This window comes from Curtobacterium sp. MCPF17_047, assembly GCF_003234045.1.
Lineage (GTDB): Bacteria > Actinomycetota > Actinomycetes > Actinomycetales > Microbacteriaceae > Curtobacterium.
The window spans coordinates 27986-45166 of the sequence record NZ_QKSF01000020.1 but is presented as its reverse complement, the minus strand read 5'-3'; the positions used below and the strand labels follow the sequence as shown (position 1 = coordinate 45166).

The following is a 17181-nucleotide window of genomic DNA, read 5'->3' as shown; positions in this document are numbered from 1 at the left end:
CGCGTGGTTCGCGCGCTCGGGCTGGCGATGCAGCCCGACCACCCGACCCCCTCAACCACGCACCCCGGACGACCGGCCGCCCCGTAACACCCCCCGTGCTACGCCTGCAGCGTAGCGGCTCCCGGTAGGGCGGGCAATACGCACGGTGCGTAGCGGAGCGATGTGGCCCGTCCGGGCCGTCTCAGGCGGTGACGGCCGTGGCCTCGGCGACCAGGGCCTCCAGGACGATCTGGACCGCGGGTCGGACCGCACGGTCGGGACGGACGAGGGCTTCGATCCGTCGTCCGGCTCGGACGTCCGCCAGGGTCGCCAGCCGGAACCGGCCCGGTGCCCGAGTCCGCGAGGTGTACCGCGGGACGAGCGCGATGCCGTGTCCGGCCGCCACCAGGTTCTCGATGACGGGCAGGTGGATCGTGCGGAAGGCGACCTCGGGCGGTGCGTCGGTCGCGGCGGCCATCGCGGTGAGCACCCGGTCGATGGGGTAGTCCTCCGGGACGCCGATCCAGGTCGCGCCGACGACGTCCTCGATGCCGACGCGGTGCCGGTCCGCCAGCGGGTGGTCGAGCGGCAGGGCGACGTCGAGCGGTTCACGGAGCAGCGGGACGGTCTCCACGCTCCGGCGGTCCGCGCCCCGCGCGCCGTCCGGGCGGTGGCCGATGACGATGTCGTGGTCGGCGGTGAGCGGCGCGAACTCCCCCTCGCTGACGTCGACGTCCGAGAGCTGCAGCGCGATCCCGGGGTGCGCACGCATCCGGGTGAGCAGGCCGGGCAGCAGCAGCTCGGCGGCCGAGGGGAACACCGCCAGGTCGACCGTGCCGTTGGCCCCCGCCAGGTGCTCGGCCCACGCTGACTCGACGGTCGCCAGTGCCGTGGCGACGCCGGTGGCGAGGCCCGCCAGGACCCGGCCGTGGTCGGTGAGCCGGACACCGCGGCCGATGCGCTCGACGAGCGGGACACCGGCCTGCCGCTGGAGGGTCCGGAGCTGCTGGGACACCGCGCTGGGCGTCCGGTGCGTCGCCGTCGCGACCGCGGTGACGCTGCCCCGCTCGGCGAGTTCGCGGAGGACGGGCAGCAGGGCGATGTCGAAGCCGACCATGAAGGGACCCTACAACGACAGTGTCGGAACGTTCGCTGGTGCTACCGCGTCCGGTGCGGGACGATCGTCCGGTGCTGCTCCGCGACCGCATCCTGGCCCTCGTCGTCGCCGTCGCGTGGGGACTGAACTTCCCCGCCACGGCGATCGCCCTCGAGCACTACCCGCCGTTCCTGCTCGCCGCCCTCCGGTTCACACTGCTCGCCGTCCCGACGCTGCTGTTCGTGCCGCGGCCGCCGATCCCGTTCCGGTGGATCGTCCTGGTCGGCGCGACACTCGGCGTGCTGCAGTTCGCGTTCCTCTACCTCGGCATGGCGGCCGGCATGCCCTCGGGGTTGGCGTCGCTCGTCGTGCAGGCCTCGGCGCCGTTCACCGTGCTGCTCGCCGGGGTGCTGCTCCGCGAACGCCTCAGTGCTCGGCAGGTGGTTGGGGTCAGCGTCGCCGTGGCCGCCCTCGCCGTGATCGCCCTGCACCGCGCGCAGACCGCGGCACTGCTGCCCGTCGTGCTCGTGCTCTGCGGCGCCCTCGGCTGGGCGATCGGCAACGTCGCGACCCGGAAAGCCGGCCCGGTGAACCCGCTGCACCTCACCCTCTGGTGGGCCGTGGTGCCGCCGATCCCGATGGCGGTCCTGTCCTTCCTGGTCGAGGGGCCGGACCGGATCGGGCAGGCGCTCGGCACCGCGTTCACCGCCGCCGCCGTACCCGCGGACCTCGCGGTGCTCTACATCGTGCTGGCGGCGAGCGTCGTCGGCTACGGCATCTGGTCGCGGCTGATGGGCAGGTACCCGTCGAGCACGGTCGCGCCGTTCTCGATGCTGGTGCCGGTCGTCGGGGTGCTGGCCTCGTGGGCGGCGTTCGGCGAGGTCCCGGATCTGGTCGAGGTGCTCGCGGGCGCGGTGGTCGTGGGCGCGGTGCTGTGGTCGTCGCGGCCGCCGCGGGCCGGCGCTGCCGCTCCCGAGACGCCGCCGCGTGACCGAGACGCCGCGGGATCCGGCGGCGTCTCGAGCACACCGGGGCGTCCTGCACAGACGGCGGCGTCTCGACCGCAGACGGCGGCGTCTCGACCGCAGACGGCGGCGTCTCGACCGGGGCAGCAGCCTCCGGCAGCCGAGCTCAGCGCCGGTGCTGACGCCGTTCCGTGATGATCCCGGCGAGCGCGCCGTGCAGGTGCGGGTAGCGGAACACGTAGCCGGCCTCGGTCAGCCGCGTCGGCACCACCCACCGGCTCTTCAGCACGAGCTCGGTCTCGGTGCGGATGGCGAACGACCCGAGCTCGAGCATCCACCGCCAGGTCGGCAGGCCGAAGCGGCGCCCGACGGCGTCGCGCAGGGTCGCCATCACGGTGCGGTTGTCGGACGGCTCCGGGCTGGTGACGTTCACCGGTCCGTCGATGTCCTCGTGGTCCCGGATGAACCGGATCGCACCGAGGACGTCGTCGATGTGCACCCAGCTGAAGCGCTGCCGCCCGTGGGTGTGCCGGTCGTGGTGGTAGGTCCCGGCCGCCAGGCGTGCTCGGGTCGGGAACCACGGCCCGTCGTACTGGGGACCGCCGAGTCCGACCTGCGCCAACCGCAGGAGCGGCAGCAACGCACTGCCGTCACCGAACACGATCGCCATCCGGAGCGCCACACGCCGGGTGCCGGGCAGGTCCGTTGCGAAGAGCGCGTCCTCCCACGCGCGGGCGACGGAGACCGAGAAGCCCTCGCCGAGTTCACCGGTCGCCTCGTCCTGCGCCCGGTCGTCGGCGTGCCGGTAGATCGTCGCGGTCGAGGCGTTCAGCCACAGCGGCGGCGGGTGCTCGGCCGACCGGATCGCCTCGGCGAGTTCGAGCGTGGTGTCGACGCGGGAGCGCACGATCTCCGCTCGGTTCCGGCGCCCGTACCGGCAGTTGACGCTCTTGCCCGCCATGTTCACGACGAGGTCGGCACCGTCCACGAGTTCGCGGATCCGCAGGGTGTTGCCCCACACCGCATCACCGGTCCGGCCGACGGTGACGACCTGGTACCCCTCGGCGCGGAAAGCGTCCTGCAGGTGGCGGCCGACGAAACCGCTCGCCCCCGCCACCACCACACGCCGCTGTTGCTGTTGCTGCTGCTGCTGCTGCTCGTCCATGCTGTCCTCCCGGCTCCGGTCACACGTCGTCGGGCACGACGGCGTACCGGAACGCCCCCTCGTACCGGTACAGCGTGCCGATCACCGGCGCGGAGAGCGCCAGGGACACGCGCTGCTCGTCCGCATCGTCATCGAATCGTTCCGTCAGCTCCACCCGCGGCGCGATGACGACCGGGAGGCTCCACTCCCGACCCAGCGCATGCACGCTCACACGGGTGGAGACCAGGCGGAGCGCCCCGGCATCGGGTCCGGTCACGGGGACCTTGACCGCCAGCAGCGCGCTCACCCGGCCGCGGTGGCCGAGGTGGTCGACGAGTCCCTCCGGCTCCGCCGTGATCGCGTCGACCATGGTGCGGTCACCGTTCGCGAAGTGGAAGGTGCGGTGCGCGCGGACCGCTGGGCGCGCCTCCCGGCCGGGGTCCGTTCCGGGCCGTCCGCGACGCACCCGGACCGGGCGGTTCTCGACCGTGAACGGGACGTCGTGCTCCCAGACCGGGAACATCACCGCCTCCCGCGCGAAGACGGCCAGGAGCGGCCAGAGCCAGCGCCTCGGGGTGCCGACGACGGAGAAGACGCCGGTGCCGCGGCCGACGTGTCCGGGCGGAACCGCCCCGAAGTAGGTGCGGAGCCGCGGGTGGAGGGCCGCGAGGACGTCGTCGGGCACGCTCAGTCGGTACGGCGACCTGGTCACGCTCCCGATCCTGGCACGTCGTCGGAGGCGGCTCCTACGATGGGCGACATGGGACACGACCACGGCCACACGCACGGACACGCGTCCGAGCGTGCGCTGCTGATCGCGTTCTGCATCTCGGCGGGCATCCTGCTGGCCGAGGTCGTCGGCGCCGTCGTCACCGGGTCGCTCGCACTGCTCGTCGACGCCGGGCACATGGTCGTCGACACCGGCGGGCTCGGGATCGGCCTCGTCGCCACCCGGCTCGCCCGGCGCATCCCGACCGCACGGCGCACCTGGGGGTACCAGCGGGCCGAGGTCCTCGGCGCGACAGCCCAGGCGGCGATCCTGCTCGCCGTCGGCATCTACGTCGTGATCTCGGCGGTGCGACGGTTGTTCGTCCCGGAGGAGATCGACGCCGGACCGCTGCTGGTCTTCGGCTTCGTGGGCCTCGTCGGCAACCTCGTCGCGTTCGCGGTGCTGGTCCGGGCATCCGGTGAGGGCTTCACCTCGCGGGCCGCTCGGCTCGAGGTCCTCAACGACACCCTCGGGTCCGTCGCCGTCATCGCCGCGGCCGTCGTGCTGTTCCTGACCGGGTGGCAACGAGCGGACTCCGTCGCCGCGCTGCTCATCGGCGTGCTCATCCTGCCCCGGGCCGTGAAGCTCCTGCGCGAGACCGCCGACGTGCTGCTCGAGGCGACCCCGCGCGGCCTGGACCTGGACGCCGTCCGCGGACACATCCTGGAGCTCGACCACGTCATCGCGGTGCACGACCTGCACGCCACGCTGGTGTCGACCGGCGTCCCGAACCTCACCGCGCACGTCGTGGTGGACGACCACTGCTTCACGACCGCGCACGCGCCGGCGATCCTCGACGAACTGCAGCAGTGCGTCGCCGAGCACTTCGACGTGCCGGTCGAGCACTCCACGTTCCAGCTCGAGCCCGCCTCGCACCAGCGGCACGAGCACGAGGTGCACGCCTGACGGCTGCCGCATGGTGACACCCGACCCCGGTGTCGGCTCCGACCCTGGCGGCGGTGCGGCGCCAGCCGGTCAGCAGTCGGAGTCGCGCGTCGGGTAGGCGGTGATCACCCGGTCGGTCGTCGCCGAGACGATGACCTTCACGAACCCGTCCGGGCTGGGCGTGCTGCCGTCGTCGAAGCGGACGGGGGCTGCGTAACAGACCTTGCCGTCCCCGGCGTCGACCGGCAGCCCCTTCTGCGGGTTCGTCAGCGCCGTCCGCACCGCCGTGAGCATGGCGTCGTCCCAGTCCCGCTGCGTGGTGTGCCCCGCCAGGACGTCCTGCCAGTCGCGGGTGTGCCGGACGCGGATGTGCTCGTAGCCCTGCGCCGAGGTGCCGCACTGCAGCACGACCTCGCCGAGTGCGGCGGTGGCGTACTGCGTGACCGCGGCTCGACCGTCCGATGCGCACCGGTCGAGGACCGCGGTGCCGGGAAGGTCCGGGCCGTTGCGGGTGATGACCGCGACGCTGCTGTCGCTGCTGGTCTCGGTACTGCCGGTGTCGGCGCCGCCGCTGTCGGTGCTGCCCCCGGCGCTGCCCTGGCCGGCCGGAGCGGTCGCGGTCGCCGAGGGAGCCGCGGAGAGGACGGCGTCGTCACCCTCCCGGGCGTTCGTCAGCGCGAAGCCGCCGATCACGACGACGGCGGCGACCGCGGCGGCGATGCCGGTCAGGGTGGAACGGGAGCGCTTCGCGGGCATGCGGCCAGTATGCCGGAGGGGGTGCGGGCCTCCCGGCCGGGGGCCGTGTGCCCGAGACGCCGCCGGGCGGGCGAGACGCCGCTGGATCGGGCGGTGTCTCGCCGAGTCCGCGGCGTCTCGCGCAGACGGACCGTTTCGGCCGGGAGGCGCGTGCCGGTCAGGCGCGTGCGGCCAGTCGGGCTCCGGCGAAGACCGCGAGCGCCGCGACGAGCACCACGTACCCGATGAGCACCGGCAGGGTGGGCAGGACGAGCAGCGCGGCACCGACCGCGACGACCGGCACGGTGAGCCCGGCGTAGGCGATGAGGAAGGTGGCGGCGAGGACCCCGCCACGCTCCTCCGGGCCGACGAGCGCACCGGCGCTCCCGATGGAGGCGCGGAAGAGCAGCCCGACACCGGCACCGGCGACGACGCCGCCGCCGATGAAGCCAGCGACCTGGAGGACCACCGCGGACACCGCGAGGACGGCGAGCCCGCCGACCAGCAGGACGACGCCGAGACGGATCTGGGTGCGCTGCGGGAGCTTCGCGAACACGACCTGGGACAGGGCACTCGCGGCGAAGACGCCGAAGGTCGTCGCGCCAGCGGCCAGCCGGTCGGTCACGTGGAAGGTGGTTCCGAGGAACGTCGGCGCGACCGACGTGAAGAGCCCCTGCACGGCGAGCGCGGCGAAGGCACCGGTGCCGGCAGCCCAGAACGCGGCGCCCTGGCCCTCGGGTGCCCGCAGTGGCTGCGGGTGGTACGGCACGGGCTCGGTCGGACGGTCGACGGTCTCCGGGACGGCGAGGACGACCACGAACGCGATCACGAGGGCGACGACGAACACCACGTACGGGACCATCAGCGGCTGCCCGACGAACTCGGCCAGTGCGCCGCCGATGAGTGCGCCGAGGGAGAGGCCGCCGAGGTTCACCACGCCGGCTGCGACGCTCGCGCCCTTCGCGGAGGACTCGTCGCCGGTCGCCCGGACCTTGAGTTCGCCGAGGTGCGCGGTCGCCGTGGCGGTCAGGGTGCCGACGCCGAGACCGGTGACCAGTCGCGCGACGATCAGACCCGTCACGTCGTTCCAGACCAGGAACAGGACCGCGGCGACGAGTTCCAGCGCGATCGAGACCAGGATGAGCGGGCGACGACCGTGCACGTCGCTGAGGTGTCCGGCGAGCCACAGCGACCCGACCACGCCGAGCCCGTAGGCGGCGAAGACGACGGTCGTGGTGAAGGTCGGGAAGCCGTCTCGGGCCTGGTAGATGACGTAGAGCGGCGCGGGGACGGTCGCGAAGGCCATCACCGAGGTGAACGCGAAGGCGACGGCCCAGAAGCCGTAGCCGTGGCGCCGGCGGGTGTGCGCACGACGGCCACGAGGGGCCGGAGCTGTGGCCGGTGAGCCGGTCGCCGGGGATTCGATGACGGTTGACATGCTCCGATGCTCGCGCGGCCTGCCCATCGGGTCAAACGGATCATCTTGATGTGCGCCATCGATGTCGTCGATGATGGCGGCATGGAGACGCGTCTGCTCGAACAGTTCGTCACCGTCGCGGCCGAGGGCAGCGTCACCCGTGCGGCCGAACGGCTCTGGGCGGCACAGTCGACCGTTTCGGCCGGCATCGCGAGCCTGGAACGGACGCTCGGAGTGCGGCTCTTCGAGCGCGGCGGCCGACGCCTCGTCCTGACCGCCACCGGCGAGGACCTGCTGCCCCATGCCCGCGCCGTCCTCGAGTCGCTCGACCGGATGCGCGACGTCGCCGCGGTGTCCGACGCCGAACTCCGCGGCCGGGTCCGGTTGGGGATCTTCACGAGCATGGACATCGTCGACCTGACCGGGGTCCTGCGCGGCTTCCGGCAGCGCCATCCGCTGGTCGCCGTCGAGCTCATGACCTCACCGAGCGGGACCACGGGGCTCGTGCAGGACCTGGTCGCGGGACGGCTGGACCTCGCGTACACCGGCCTGCCGACGACCCCGTCCGGTGTCGTCGTCGAACCCCTGCGCGAGATGCCGTTCCGGGTGTTCGTCGCCGCCGACCACCCGCTCGCCGGTCGCTCCTCGGTGTCGCTGGCGGAGCTGGCCGACGAGTCCTTCGTGGACACCGCGCACGGGTTCGGCAACCGGATGATCCTGGACGGCGTACTCGACCGACTCGGCATCCGGCGCCGGGTGGTCGCCGAGATGAACGACATGCCGGCCGTGGTGCGCTTCGCGTCGGCGGGCATCGGCGTGGGCGTCGTCCCGGACTCGGGCGTCCGCCACGACGGTGCCGTGCTGGAGCTCGAGGACGAGGTCGAGCCGCTCCGGATCGGTCTCGCGATGCGCAGCGACCCGGAACCCAACCGGGCGACGCAGGCGCTGGCCCGGGCGATCGTCGCAGCGCGGCGTTGACGTCGCGGGCGCTGACGTCGCGGCGCTGACGTCGCGGGCGTGGGCGTGGGCGTCGCGGGCACGGGCGTCACGGGCACGGGCGTCACGGGCGGTGGGGTCCCGAGCGATGGCGTCCCGGGCGACGGGTTTCCGGCACCGGGTGGCCGCACCGAGCGGTACCGCCGCCCGTGCGTCAGCCGCGGAGCAGCGGCGCGATGCTCTCGACGGACCGTCGCGCGGCCGTCGTGGTCGACAGGAAGCCCACGAGGACGATCGCCGTACCGATCCCGACGACGATCCACCACATCGGGTGCGTGGCCACCGCGAACCCGGACCCGACCGTCGCGACCGCGCTGGCCCCGGTGACGGTCCCGGCGAGGGCGACTCCGAGCGACACCCCGGTCTGCCGGCTGGTCGAGGCGACGGCGGCAGCGGAGCCGGACTGGGCACGGGGCATCCCCGACACCGCGGTGTTCGTGATGGGTGCGTTCACCATGCCGAACCCGAAGCCGAACAGCACGAACGCCGCCACCAGGACCCACATCGGCGTCGACGCCTGCACGGTCGTCAGGACCGCACCGGCACCGGCGATCCCGATGCCGGCGAGGACGAGCGGCACCCTCGTACCGACGGTGCCGATGAGCCGGCCGGAGATCGGCGACACGAGCATCGTCATCAGGGCGGAGGGCAGCGTCCAGAGGCCCGCCTCGAACGGGGTCATCCCCCGGACCTCCTGCAGGTAGAGCGCGCTGAGGAACAGGAACGCCCCGTTGGCACCGAACGCCACGAGTGCGGTGCCGACGGCGGAGGAGAACGGGATGCTCCGGAAGAACCGGAGGTCGATCAGCGGCTCGGCGGTGCGCCCCTCGACGACCACGAGGGCGACCAGCGCCGCGGCCGCGAGGACGAAGAGCCCGAGCGCGCCGGGCGACGCCCAGCCCAGGCGCGGACCCTCGATGAGACCGCCGACCAGGCTCGCGAGCAGCACGATGACGATGCCCTGCCCGAGCGGGTCGAGCTTCCGCGGCTTCGGCGAACGCGACTCCGGGACGAAGAGGAACGTCAGCACGACCGCGGCGATCCCGATCGGGACGTTGATGAGGAAGATCGCCCGCCATCCCACGGTGTCCGTCAGCGCGCCACCGACCAGCGGTCCGACACCCATCGAGACACCGACGACCGCGCCCCAGACACCGACGGCGCGCGCTCGCTCCTTCGCGTCGTCGAAGGTCGCCGTGATGATGCTCATCGCGACCGGGTTCATCATCGACCCGCCGACCGCCTGGACCATGCGGAAGACGACGAGCCAGCCGACGCTCGGCGCGAGCGAGCACAGCAGCGACCCGGCCGTGAAGAGCGCGAGCCCGACCTGGAACGTCGTGCGCCGGCCGATGCGGTCCGCCGTCGAACCGGAGAGCAGCAGCAGGCTGGCGAGGACGAGCGTGTAGGCGTCGATGGTCCACTGCAGGCCGGAGATCGTGCTGTGGAGTTCGCGGCCGATGGACGGCAGTGCGACGTTCACCACGGTGGCGTCCATCGACACGATGAACAGGCTCATGCAGCAGACCGCGAGGATCAGGTACCGGTGGCGGTAGCGGGCCGGGAGGCCCGGGTCACCCTGCTCGGGTCGGTGCGATCCCGACGTGGTTCGTCGGGTCTCGGACTCAGTGGAAGCCGTCGTCGTCTCCTCGTCCGGGGGTGTTGTGGCCGCCGAGCATGTCGTTGTCGTCCTGGTCGGTCGTCGAGGTCAGCTGGAGCATGGCCATCACGACGACCACGACGACGAAGCTCACACCGAAGAAGATCAACGACAGCGTGGGTTCACGCGTCGACATCAGCACGACGAGCCCGACGACGACCGCGATCACGGCGGACATCCCGAGGAGCTCGGCGGGACGCAGACGGTCGCGGCGGGTGGGGGTGCTCATACGTGTGGTGCTCCGTCCGGGGCGACCGCCGGGGCAGCCGTTCCCCACTTGTGCGAGAGGCCGGCGATCAGGTGGAAGACCGCCGCGATGGCGAGGTAGGCGCCGAGGAGACCGACCAGGACGATCGACGCGTCGAGGGTGCCGGTCACCCGCTCCACCCCGCCGAGCTGCTGCGAGTAGTCCGGCGGCGTCAGCAGGAACGCGATCGCGAGCAACAGCGTGAGGCCGCCGACCGTCATCCAGTCGCGGGCGAACGGCGAGCGCCGACGGGCCCGCAGACCCTGTGACAGTTCGAGTGCGCCGGTCAGGACGGCGAACGCCACGACCAGGGTGATGAACGCCGGCAGTCCGAGTCCGTTGCATGCGAGCGCCGCGACACCGGCCACGACCGAGAGCGCGGCCTGCGCGAGACCCGACCGTCGTGAGCGATCGTCCCCGGGGAGCCGGGACGCGCTGCCCCAGGCGAGCACCGCGCCGTCCACGAGGGCGAAGACACCGAACAGCACCAGGCCGAAGCCGGCCGAGTGGTTCGGGGAGAACGTGATCACCATCGCGATCACGGCTGCCGGGACGGCCCGGAGGACCGGGACCGGCCAGTACCGTGCTCGCTGCGCGGCGTCGTCCACGGAGTGGGACACGGGACCTCTCTCGGGCTGTCGGTTCGTACGCTCGATCCTACCGCCGTCGATGTGGGGACCTGTCCGGCGGGACCGCGGCGGGGTGGGCGGTGCGCCCACCCCGCCGGTGCCCTACCCCCGTCCGGCCTGCTGGGCCAACTCGGAGAACAGGCCCGATCCCGAGCACCGGCCCGCGCACTGTCCCGCCTGCGTGCACTGGTCCGTCTGCGTGCACTGGTCCGTCTGCGCGCACCGGCCGGTCTCGGCGCTCTGCTCGGTGACCTGCCACGACTCGGTGGACTCCGCTCCGACATGGGTCCGGCGGCGGCGGAGCACCCACACGATGACCCCGGCGGTCGTGAGCAGGAGCCCGGTCAGCCCCACGAGCGCCAGTCCCTGCACTCCCGTGTAGGCCAGCGCGCCCGCCCGTGGCGGTGCCGCGTCCCCCGGTTCAGTGCCCGCCGGGGTCGAGGCGCTCGGCCCGCCCGGTCCGGGGACCGCGCCCGGTAGCCCGCCGGTGCCCGGCGTCGCTGTCACGTCCGGCCCTCCGGTCCCGCCGGGGCCGTCCGGGTCGCCCGGCCCGTCCGGGTCGCCGGGCCCGTCCGGCTCACCGGGCCCGTCCGGGTCGCCGGGCCCGTCCGGGTCACCGGGCCCGTCAGGCTCTCCGGGCCCGTCCGGGTCACCCGGCTCGTCCGGGTCGACGACCTGGATCGGCACCTCGGGCGACTCCTCGCCACCGTCCGGGTCGGTCGGGGAAGTCCCGGTGGCCACGTTCACCACGTCGGAACCGTCTCCGGAGTACTGCGGGTCGAGCCGCGCCCGGAACTGGAAGGCGTGCTCCTGTCCCGGCGCCAGGTCCCCGCCACCGGTGCACGTCACCCGCTGCCCCGCAGCGGTGCACGCACCACCCGAGCCACCTGGACCACCCGGACCGACGAACGCCAGCTGCGCCGGCAAGTCGTCGACGGCCCCCACGTCGCGCGCGGTCGACGGACCGTCGTTGCGTGCGGTCACGGTGTACTCGAGCTCGTCACCCGGCTCGACCTGTCCCGGGGTCACGCTCTTGTCGGTCGACACCTGGGCGATCGTGGCGACGGGCGCCGCAGCCCGCGAGCTGTTGTCCGACGGGTTCGTGTCGGACAGCCCGGGAGCGGTGTCGATCGTCGCCGTGCTCGCGATCTGACCGGAGGCCCCGGGGTCGAGTCGCCCCTCGATCGTGAACGTCGCCGCGGCACCGCGGGTGAGTCCGACCGCGGTCGAGACGTCTCCGCTTCCCGACGCGTCACGGCAGGCCGAGGGGCCGGGCACGCTGCACGCCCACGTGACGTCACGGAGCTGGTCGGGGACGTCCACCGTCACCGGGCTCGGGGCGGATGGGTTCACCCCGACGTTCGACGCCGTGACGGTGTACCGGACACGGTCCCCGGCGACGACCGGCGGCATGTCGTGCTCGACACGGAGGTCGGCGGGCTGGGCCACACGGAGCGCGTCGATCTCGTGCACGCTCCGGAACGACCCGGTGGCCGCGGTGAAGCCCAGCCGGAGGGTCTCCGGGAGCGGCGACTGGCCCGTGCCCTGCAACTGCACGTGGTCGAGTACGGTGCGGTCGGCACCGCCGGGGAAGGACAGCCGGACGGTGAGGGTCAGGCCGTCGTCCTCGGGCTGCAGGACGACACGCACCTTCCGCGGGACGCGGGAACCGGTCGCCACCCCGCCGTTGATCACGGCGTGCTGGACGAAGCGGTACCCGGTCGTGCCGTCACCGGAACCCCGGATCGTCACGGTGTCGGGGGTGCGACCAGGGCCGCTGTCGTTGAACGGCAGCGAGAAGTTGCCGTACTGGTCGAGGGCCACGGCCGCGAACGCGCCCGGCAGACCGGGCAGCGTGCAGGTCGACTGTCCCTGCGTGTCCGCGGCCCGGCAGGAGTACCCGAGGGCGGCACCGTAGGCGCCGACACCCGGTGGCACGGAGCCGTCGGCCAGGGACAGGAGCAGGCCGTCCGCCCCCTGCGCGTCCTCGGTGTACATCGCGTAGTCGTGCTTGGGTGTTGCCGGGTGGTGTACGTGCGTGTGAGCGGCGGAGCCACGCGGGTTTGACCGTCGGTGAGATGCGCTGGAAGTAGCCCCGTGGTGGAGGTTTTGCGGACTGGCTGCGGACTAGGAGCGCATGCGGCGCTGCTGCGAAGCGGCGTCACTATTACGCTTTCGCTTCCGGCCGAGCGACTGAGGCGACTGATTCCACGGGTCCCTCAGTGCGCGCTCTCGTTGCAGATGTTCGCGCACCTCAGAGGGCCAGAACCGGTGAACGCGTCCGACGCGAAACGACGGGAAGGCGGGATCGTGCCGAGCTCACGTGCTTTCCACACGGAGATCGACAGGAGCTCCGCCAACCCGTTGATGTCGACAGCGTTCTCATTCATGTCGGCAACCTAGACGCGGAGACCCAGACGTAGCCGGACGTCGCAGACTTCGCGCATGTCTTGGACAACGGTCGCTGAGAGGACGCCGTTAGGTCTGACCCATGTGGAGAAGCGACGCCGTGCAGGCTGCACGGCATGGAAATAGATGAATCGAATCGCTTGGTGGCGAAGAGAATGCGGGCAGCGCTACGCGAAGCGGGGATGACGGTCGAGGAGGCGGCACCACGAGCGCACATGTCGGTCTCGAGCCTGTATCGGAAGCTGCGAGGGGAACGGCACATCACCTTCACGGAGATCGTCTACATCGCATTGCTGACCGGCCGAGACCCGAGCTCGTTCATGCGGAACCTCGATGAGCGTCCCTGAAGGCGGCATCGAGAGCATCATCAGACGGATCGTCCGGGAGGAGGTCGAGCGCGTGGCCGCAGCGTCGCGGTCCGGGCCGGAAGCCGACGAGCGCAAGCTGCTCTACAGCGTGGCCGACGTCGCGGCCGTGACTGGTATGTCCGCCCAGTACGTTCGCAATGACATCCGCAGCGGTGATCTGTCGGCGACGCAGCCGAACGGAACGAAATGGATTGTCGATCGGGAGGCCGCGTCCCGCTACGCCGCTTGGCTCCGGGCAGGCCGGCCGTGAGCTCTATCGACCGCCCCCGAGCATCTTGTGCGCCCGACGCTTAGCAGGTTCAGCACGGCCCCGAAGTCACGGCTAACGCCCCTCAGCCAGGGGACAGCGGCCGGCGTCAACGGTGGTTTACGATCCACGAGTGAGGATCAGTCGCACTTTAGCCACGTTCACCATCGCAGGCGCAGCCGCTCTCGTGCTCGTCGGTTGCTCTAGCGGCGGGCCGGTGGAGAGTGACACGACGCCGACAGCGGCACGCGCAACTCCCACCACGACGCAGTCGCCTTCGGCTGCTGCTGCACCCCAAGTGGGTAGCCGCGAGAACCCGTACGACTACAGCAAGCCTGTGCAGTACGACGCGACGTCGATCTGGACCTTCACATGGCAGAGCACGAAAGCCGACGGCTGGCCGGACATCAAGGCGGCGAACGAGTTCAATACTGCGCCTGCTGCTGGTGAGAACTTCGTCCTGGGAACGGTCGCCTATGGCACGAGCGCCGAAAGCCCAGCAGACGGGGCCAGCCCAACCTCGAGTTGGGGCGTCTACTACGTCGGCAATGACGGCAACTCCTACCAGAGCATCGGTGAGTGCGGGCAGCTGCCGGGATCAGACGTCCTCGCGGCTCAACCGATGTACCCCAATGCCTCACAAACCGGAACTGTCTGCGCGAAGGTGCCGACGGCAGCCGTGTCCGGTGGTACCTGGGTCATCCGCGCCTTCGCGGGTGCAGACGCCTCCGTCTACTTCAAGGGCGCGGAGTAGCGATGTCGGCGGCCGGCGGCAGCATCACCGCATGGCCGAGCACCAGTGGTCTCCCCCGGAGCATCAGGACATCACCCTGCACCAGCCGGTGAGCTTGGACCCCAAGCTCGCCGGCCCCCTGGCGACGATCGACCCTCCGCAGCCGGTGTGGGCCGACATCGCGTTCGAGCAGATCCCGGGCAAGCTGCATCTCAAGTGCTTCGCGGTTGCGTCGTGTGAGGTGGCTGTGCTGGTGCAGACGTCGTGGCAGGGACGACTGCAGGAGGTGCTGGTGGACCGCGACTACGTCTTCCGCCGGCACCTAGACCGGAACGCGCGCTGATATCCGGGATATGGTGTCGTCATGCCTGTACCCACGTCAGCAGCAGCCCAGGGTCCCCGCCGTCTCCTTCGTGATGTCGTCTACGAACAGATGCTCGGTGCGATTGAAGACGGGACACTCGTTGCCGGCGAACGCCTCAACGACGACGAGTTGACCAGTTGGCTTGGCGTCTCTCGTACACCCGTCCGCGAAGCGATCGCGCGCCTCCAGTCCGAAGGACTCGTAGAGATGGCTGCGAACCGTTACACGCGGGTGGCCTCCGTCTCGGCTGCAGCGCACGACGAAGCGGCCACGCTCCTTGCTGCGCTCCGGACTTGGGCTATCGACCATGCAGCAGAGGCGAGCGCTGAGGCGCGTAAGGAAGCAGCTGCCGCCGCTAAGCCGCTCGCGAAGAAGCTGGACGGCAAGGACCTGTCGGCATACCGGGATCTGCAGGACGCCGCCGCTGTTCTCGTTGCTGGCCTCAGCAATCAGCTGTTCACCGCTACGGAGACGGCAGTGCGCGGACGCGTGAAGTTCCATGCTGCGGCTGCGGACGCCGTGATCGAATGGGATGCTGCAGCAGCTTCCGCGGCATCACTCTCAAAGCTCTAGGCACCACCCACAACGCTGTCGGTGGCCCTAGTTACCGTCGATGCGTGGCCAGAAGACGACGCGACCGATGGTCGACAGGTCCGGCGCTCTCGCTGCCCGAAGCGGCGTACGGCGGTCCGGTTTTCGACTTGCCCAAGCCAGACCCGGTGCTGGCTTGGGTGGTGTTTTCTGACCGCATCCTTGAGGTCGAGGCGCGCGTCATCGCTTGGACTGATCGCGCTGTCCTCGTCGAGTGGGGCTCAGGCCAAACTACAGACTCGGCGTGGGTGTGGAGGGATGCCGTTCGACCGGAGGCGCTAACTAAACGATCGGCTTGGCCAGAGCTCAACTAAAACCGCGGCAGCCAGTGCCACAGGGGCTTCGTCGCCCAGTCATCAGGGAACCCCATCTCCGTTTGTAAGGTGCGGCCGCGAACTGATCCAAGCTTCTTGGCCTGAGTGGCGAATGACCGAGGCCACTGCGTACCCGGGTCCACCTGGGTCGTTAGGTAAGCGATCATCGCTGCGGCAACATATAGTCGGAGTCTTGCTGGATTCTCGATGGCATTCGTGTGATGAAGTCGCTCATCTACAAACTTGTTTGGGAACTTCGGCGGAGCGTCCACTGTAACCCGATTCCACACCCGGTTACTGTGCGCAGCGTTGTTCCGTAGGATATTGAGGGCCTTCAGCCATCGATGAAGCACTCCGTAGGCTTCCCTATTGAGCCCAAAGCTTTCCGTGATCTTCTTCTTATCCTCGGGCACGAGCAAATCAAAGAGCCAAACGAGGCACCCGAAGTCCATGAACTCGGTTGCTACCCAGATCGGAAGGCGGCCGTCATATTCCCGCATGTGGTGCTTGACGTACTCTTCGTCTTTAGCGTCGCCACGAAGCTTTTCGTACCGGGCATGCCAGGCCTCGTATCGCGTCTTCTTATCCTCCGGCTTGCCGACCAACTCGGCGCAACGCGCAAAGTTCAGGTGGTCGGTGCCGATATGCCCGAGCGGGTCTCGTTTGCCAAGTGTATAGCCTATCTGCACCGACAGACCGATTTCAATGGCATTCAGCCCCTCGAGCAAAATAGATCGAATCTTGGCATCGAAGGCATAAAGCCTGAGGGCATCCTCGAGCGTGGCATCGGGCTCGAAATCATCTAGCACTCGACCGTCTGCCTCGCGGATGCGGAACGGGTAGGTGTAGGCCGAAAGTCGGTAATAGCCAACTCGCTTTAAAGCAGCAATAGCCGCTTCTCTATTGCTGTTGGAAAGCCCCCGGTCGGTGATTTTCTTTAGCTGCTGCTCATACGTCAGGTGTGGCTTTATGTCAGACAAAACGCGCAGGCCCCCGGAAAAAGAAAACCGACCCTTGAACTATCCTTGACGCGAACGTCGGCGATAGACAGCGGGGTCGGTGTTTATGATCGTTACGCTACTTGATACCGAGTGGCAATCACCACCCCTGCGTACCCCCCGTTCGGGGGGCACGCGGCGTGTCGACATTGACAACAAGACGTACGTATTTCACACTGCGGATTCCGGGTTCGAAGACTGCCTCGACTGACTCGATGCTTCCGGATCCTTCCACACCTGTCCTAGCCCGACGATCATCAGGAGCAGGCCGAAGAGGGCAACCGTGCCCGTGATGAAGTGGACCCACGGCGCGTGCAGGACGCCCGCGAGGGCGAAGCCAGCAACGATCACGCCTGCCGTCAGGACTCCGACGAAGATCAGAGCGGCGAGCGAACCGCCATCGAGCTTCCGTTTCATCCGAAAGATCTGGTCATCAGCGTAATTTTCCGACTCAGCAGCGAGCAAGCGCTCCATGTGGACCTGCGCGTCTGCTGGCAGGTGTTCGAGGAGATCAGAGTGTCGCTTCATGCGCTTGAGCTGTGTCGGCTCTCGGTTCGAAAGAGCGATCTTCCCCGCGACGGCCAACGCCGGCGGGCCAACCGCGGTGAGCACCGTGATGAGAGTGTCAGCCATTT

Annotated in this window: 19 protein-coding genes; 8 read left to right on the top strand and 11 right to left on the bottom strand. The window is 70.1% G+C overall.

Going from position 1 to position 17181, the window contains the following annotated elements; genetic code table 11:
- Positions 1 to 181: 181 nt before the first annotated feature.
- Entirely contained in the window at positions 182 to 1096 is a 915-nt protein-coding gene (locus tag DEJ33_RS15845) for a LysR family transcriptional regulator (protein WP_111195505.1), read from the bottom strand.
- Positions 1097 to 1167: 71 nt separating this feature from the next.
- Here DEJ33_RS15845 and DEJ33_RS15840 point away from each other — a divergent pair, with 71 nt between their 5' ends.
- A complete protein-coding gene (locus DEJ33_RS15840) occupies positions 1168 to 2235 on the top strand; it encodes an EamA family transporter (protein WP_111195506.1) in 1068 nt (355 codons plus the stop codon).
- On the opposite strand, the gene DEJ33_RS15835 is transcribed toward DEJ33_RS15840, so the two are convergent.
- Positions 2207 to 3205, bottom strand: a complete 999-nt coding sequence (locus DEJ33_RS15835; protein WP_111079555.1) for an epimerase — start codon at positions 3203 to 3205, stop codon at positions 2207 to 2209. The genes DEJ33_RS15840 and DEJ33_RS15835 overlap by 29 nt on opposite strands.
- Positions 3206 to 3224: 19 nt before the next feature.
- Positions 3225 to 3896: a DUF4166 domain-containing protein gene (locus DEJ33_RS15830; protein WP_258374707.1), complete on the bottom strand. Its 672-nt coding sequence runs from the start codon at positions 3894 to 3896 to the stop codon at positions 3225 to 3227.
- A gap of 48 nt (positions 3897 to 3944) precedes the next feature.
- On the opposite strand from DEJ33_RS15830, the gene DEJ33_RS15825 reads away from it, so the two are divergent.
- Entirely contained in the window at positions 3945 to 4859 is a 915-nt protein-coding gene (locus DEJ33_RS15825) for a cation diffusion facilitator family transporter (RefSeq protein ID WP_111079553.1), read from the top strand.
- Positions 4860 to 4928: 69 nt separating this feature from the next.
- Here the strand turns inward: DEJ33_RS15825 and DEJ33_RS15820 are convergent, their stop codons facing one another.
- The gene (locus DEJ33_RS15820; RefSeq protein ID WP_111079551.1) at positions 4929 to 5594 is read right to left on the bottom strand and encodes a hypothetical protein; all 666 of its coding nucleotides are present in this window, start codon (positions 5592 to 5594) and stop codon (positions 4929 to 4931) included.
- A 157-nt stretch (positions 5595 to 5751) separates the two neighbouring features.
- The gene (locus DEJ33_RS15815) at positions 5752 to 7011 is read right to left on the bottom strand and encodes an MFS transporter (protein WP_111079549.1); all 1260 of its coding nucleotides are present in this window, start codon (positions 7009 to 7011) and stop codon (positions 5752 to 5754) included.
- Between the two features lie 81 nt (positions 7012 to 7092).
- On the opposite strand from DEJ33_RS15815, the gene DEJ33_RS15810 reads away from it, so the two are divergent.
- Complete coding sequence (locus DEJ33_RS15810) at positions 7093 to 7968, top strand: LysR family transcriptional regulator (protein ID WP_181436639.1); 876 nt, start codon at positions 7093 to 7095, stop codon at positions 7966 to 7968.
- 172 nt (positions 7969 to 8140) lie between these two features.
- On the opposite strand, the gene DEJ33_RS15805 is transcribed toward DEJ33_RS15810, so the two are convergent.
- The 4 genes from DEJ33_RS15805 to DEJ33_RS17515 all read right to left on the bottom strand — a co-directional run bounded on the left by DEJ33_RS15805 (position 8141) and on the right by DEJ33_RS17515 (position 12520).
- Positions 8141 to 9523 carry an MFS transporter gene (locus DEJ33_RS15805; RefSeq protein ID WP_309147022.1) on the bottom strand — a complete coding sequence of 461 codons (1383 nt, stop codon included), beginning with the start codon at positions 9521 to 9523 and terminating at the stop codon, positions 8141 to 8143.
- Positions 9524 to 9611: 88 nt separating this feature from the next.
- On the bottom strand, positions 9612 to 9875 hold the full coding sequence (locus DEJ33_RS15800) for a hypothetical protein (protein ID WP_110905010.1): 264 nt from the start codon (positions 9873 to 9875) through the stop codon (positions 9612 to 9614).
- Positions 9872 to 10513 carry a DUF308 domain-containing protein gene (locus DEJ33_RS15795; RefSeq protein WP_258374708.1) on the bottom strand — a complete coding sequence of 214 codons (642 nt, stop codon included), beginning with the start codon at positions 10511 to 10513 and terminating at the stop codon, positions 9872 to 9874. The genes DEJ33_RS15800 and DEJ33_RS15795 overlap by 4 nt, the downstream gene beginning before the upstream one ends.
- 111 nt (positions 10514 to 10624) lie before the next feature.
- Positions 10625 to 12520, bottom strand: coding sequence for a DUF11 domain-containing protein (locus DEJ33_RS17515; protein WP_111195504.1), 1896 nt, complete (start codon positions 12518 to 12520; stop codon positions 10625 to 10627).
- Between the two features lie 527 nt (positions 12521 to 13047).
- Between DEJ33_RS17515 and DEJ33_RS17790 the strand changes: the two genes are divergently transcribed.
- From DEJ33_RS17790 to DEJ33_RS15770, 5 genes are all read left to right on the top strand, one after another.
- Positions 13048 to 13278 carry a helix-turn-helix domain-containing protein gene (locus DEJ33_RS17790; RefSeq protein ID WP_375342156.1) on the top strand — a complete coding sequence of 77 codons (231 nt, stop codon included), beginning with the start codon at positions 13048 to 13050 and terminating at the stop codon, positions 13276 to 13278.
- Positions 13265 to 13549, top strand: coding sequence for a hypothetical protein (locus tag DEJ33_RS15785; RefSeq protein ID WP_111195503.1), 285 nt, complete (start codon positions 13265 to 13267; stop codon positions 13547 to 13549). The genes DEJ33_RS17790 and DEJ33_RS15785 overlap by 14 nt, the downstream gene beginning before the upstream one ends.
- Positions 13550 to 13883: 334 nt before the next feature.
- Entirely contained in the window at positions 13884 to 14300 is a 417-nt protein-coding gene (locus DEJ33_RS15780; protein ID WP_146236940.1) for a hypothetical protein, read from the top strand.
- Positions 14301 to 14331: 31 nt separating this feature from the next.
- Complete coding sequence (locus DEJ33_RS15775; protein WP_111195501.1) at positions 14332 to 14622, top strand: hypothetical protein; 291 nt, start codon at positions 14332 to 14334, stop codon at positions 14620 to 14622.
- 21 nt (positions 14623 to 14643) lie between these two features.
- Positions 14644 to 15216, top strand: a complete 573-nt coding sequence (locus DEJ33_RS15770) for a GntR family transcriptional regulator (RefSeq protein WP_111195500.1) — start codon at positions 14644 to 14646, stop codon at positions 15214 to 15216.
- A gap of 328 nt (positions 15217 to 15544) precedes the next feature.
- On the opposite strand, the gene DEJ33_RS15765 is transcribed toward DEJ33_RS15770, so the two are convergent.
- Positions 15545 to 16528, bottom strand: coding sequence for an Abi family protein (locus DEJ33_RS15765; RefSeq protein ID WP_181437332.1), 984 nt, complete (start codon positions 16526 to 16528; stop codon positions 15545 to 15547).
- 189 nt (positions 16529 to 16717) lie between these two features.
- Positions 16718 to 17179 (bottom strand): hypothetical protein, encoded by a 462-nt coding sequence (locus DEJ33_RS15760; protein ID WP_111195498.1) that lies wholly within the window; start codon positions 17177 to 17179, stop codon positions 16718 to 16720.
- Positions 17180 to 17181: the final 2 nt, after the last annotated feature.

Excerpts from the sequence above, each read along its gene's own strand:
- DEJ33_RS15845 (WP_111195505.1), bottom strand. The coding sequence starts at position 1,096 with ATGGTCGGCTTCGACATCGCCCTGCTGCCCGTCCTCCGCGAACTCGCC.
- DEJ33_RS15760 (WP_111195498.1), bottom strand. The coding sequence starts at position 17,179 with ATGGCTGACACTCTCATCACGGTGCTCACCGCGGTTGGCCCGCCGGCG.
- DEJ33_RS15785 (WP_111195503.1), top strand. The coding sequence starts at position 13,265 with ATGAGCGTCCCTGAAGGCGGCATCGAGAGCATCATCAGACGGATCGTC.
- DEJ33_RS15810 (WP_181436639.1), top strand. The coding sequence starts at position 7,093 with ATGGAGACGCGTCTGCTCGAACAGTTCGTCACCGTCGCGGCCGAGGGC.
- DEJ33_RS17790 (WP_375342156.1), top strand. The coding sequence starts at position 13,048 with ATGGAAATAGATGAATCGAATCGCTTGGTGGCGAAGAGAATGCGGGCA.
- DEJ33_RS15825 (WP_111079553.1), top strand. The coding sequence starts at position 3,945 with ATGGGACACGACCACGGCCACACGCACGGACACGCGTCCGAGCGTGCG.
- DEJ33_RS15775 (WP_111195501.1), top strand. The coding sequence starts at position 14,332 with ATGGCCGAGCACCAGTGGTCTCCCCCGGAGCATCAGGACATCACCCTG.
- DEJ33_RS15770 (WP_111195500.1), top strand. The coding sequence starts at position 14,644 with ATGCCTGTACCCACGTCAGCAGCAGCCCAGGGTCCCCGCCGTCTCCTT.
- DEJ33_RS15835 (WP_111079555.1), bottom strand. The coding sequence starts at position 3,205 with ATGGACGAGCAGCAGCAGCAGCAGCAACAGCAACAGCGGCGTGTGGTG.
- DEJ33_RS15815 (WP_111079549.1), bottom strand. The coding sequence starts at position 7,011 with ATGTCAACCGTCATCGAATCCCCGGCGACCGGCTCACCGGCCACAGCT.
- DEJ33_RS15820 (WP_111079551.1), bottom strand. The coding sequence starts at position 5,594 with ATGCCCGCGAAGCGCTCCCGTTCCACCCTGACCGGCATCGCCGCCGCG.
- DEJ33_RS17515 (WP_111195504.1), bottom strand. The coding sequence starts at position 12,520 with ATGTACACCGAGGACGCGCAGGGGGCGGACGGCCTGCTCCTGTCCCTG.
- DEJ33_RS15800 (WP_110905010.1), bottom strand. The coding sequence starts at position 9,875 with ATGAGCACCCCCACCCGCCGCGACCGTCTGCGTCCCGCCGAGCTCCTC.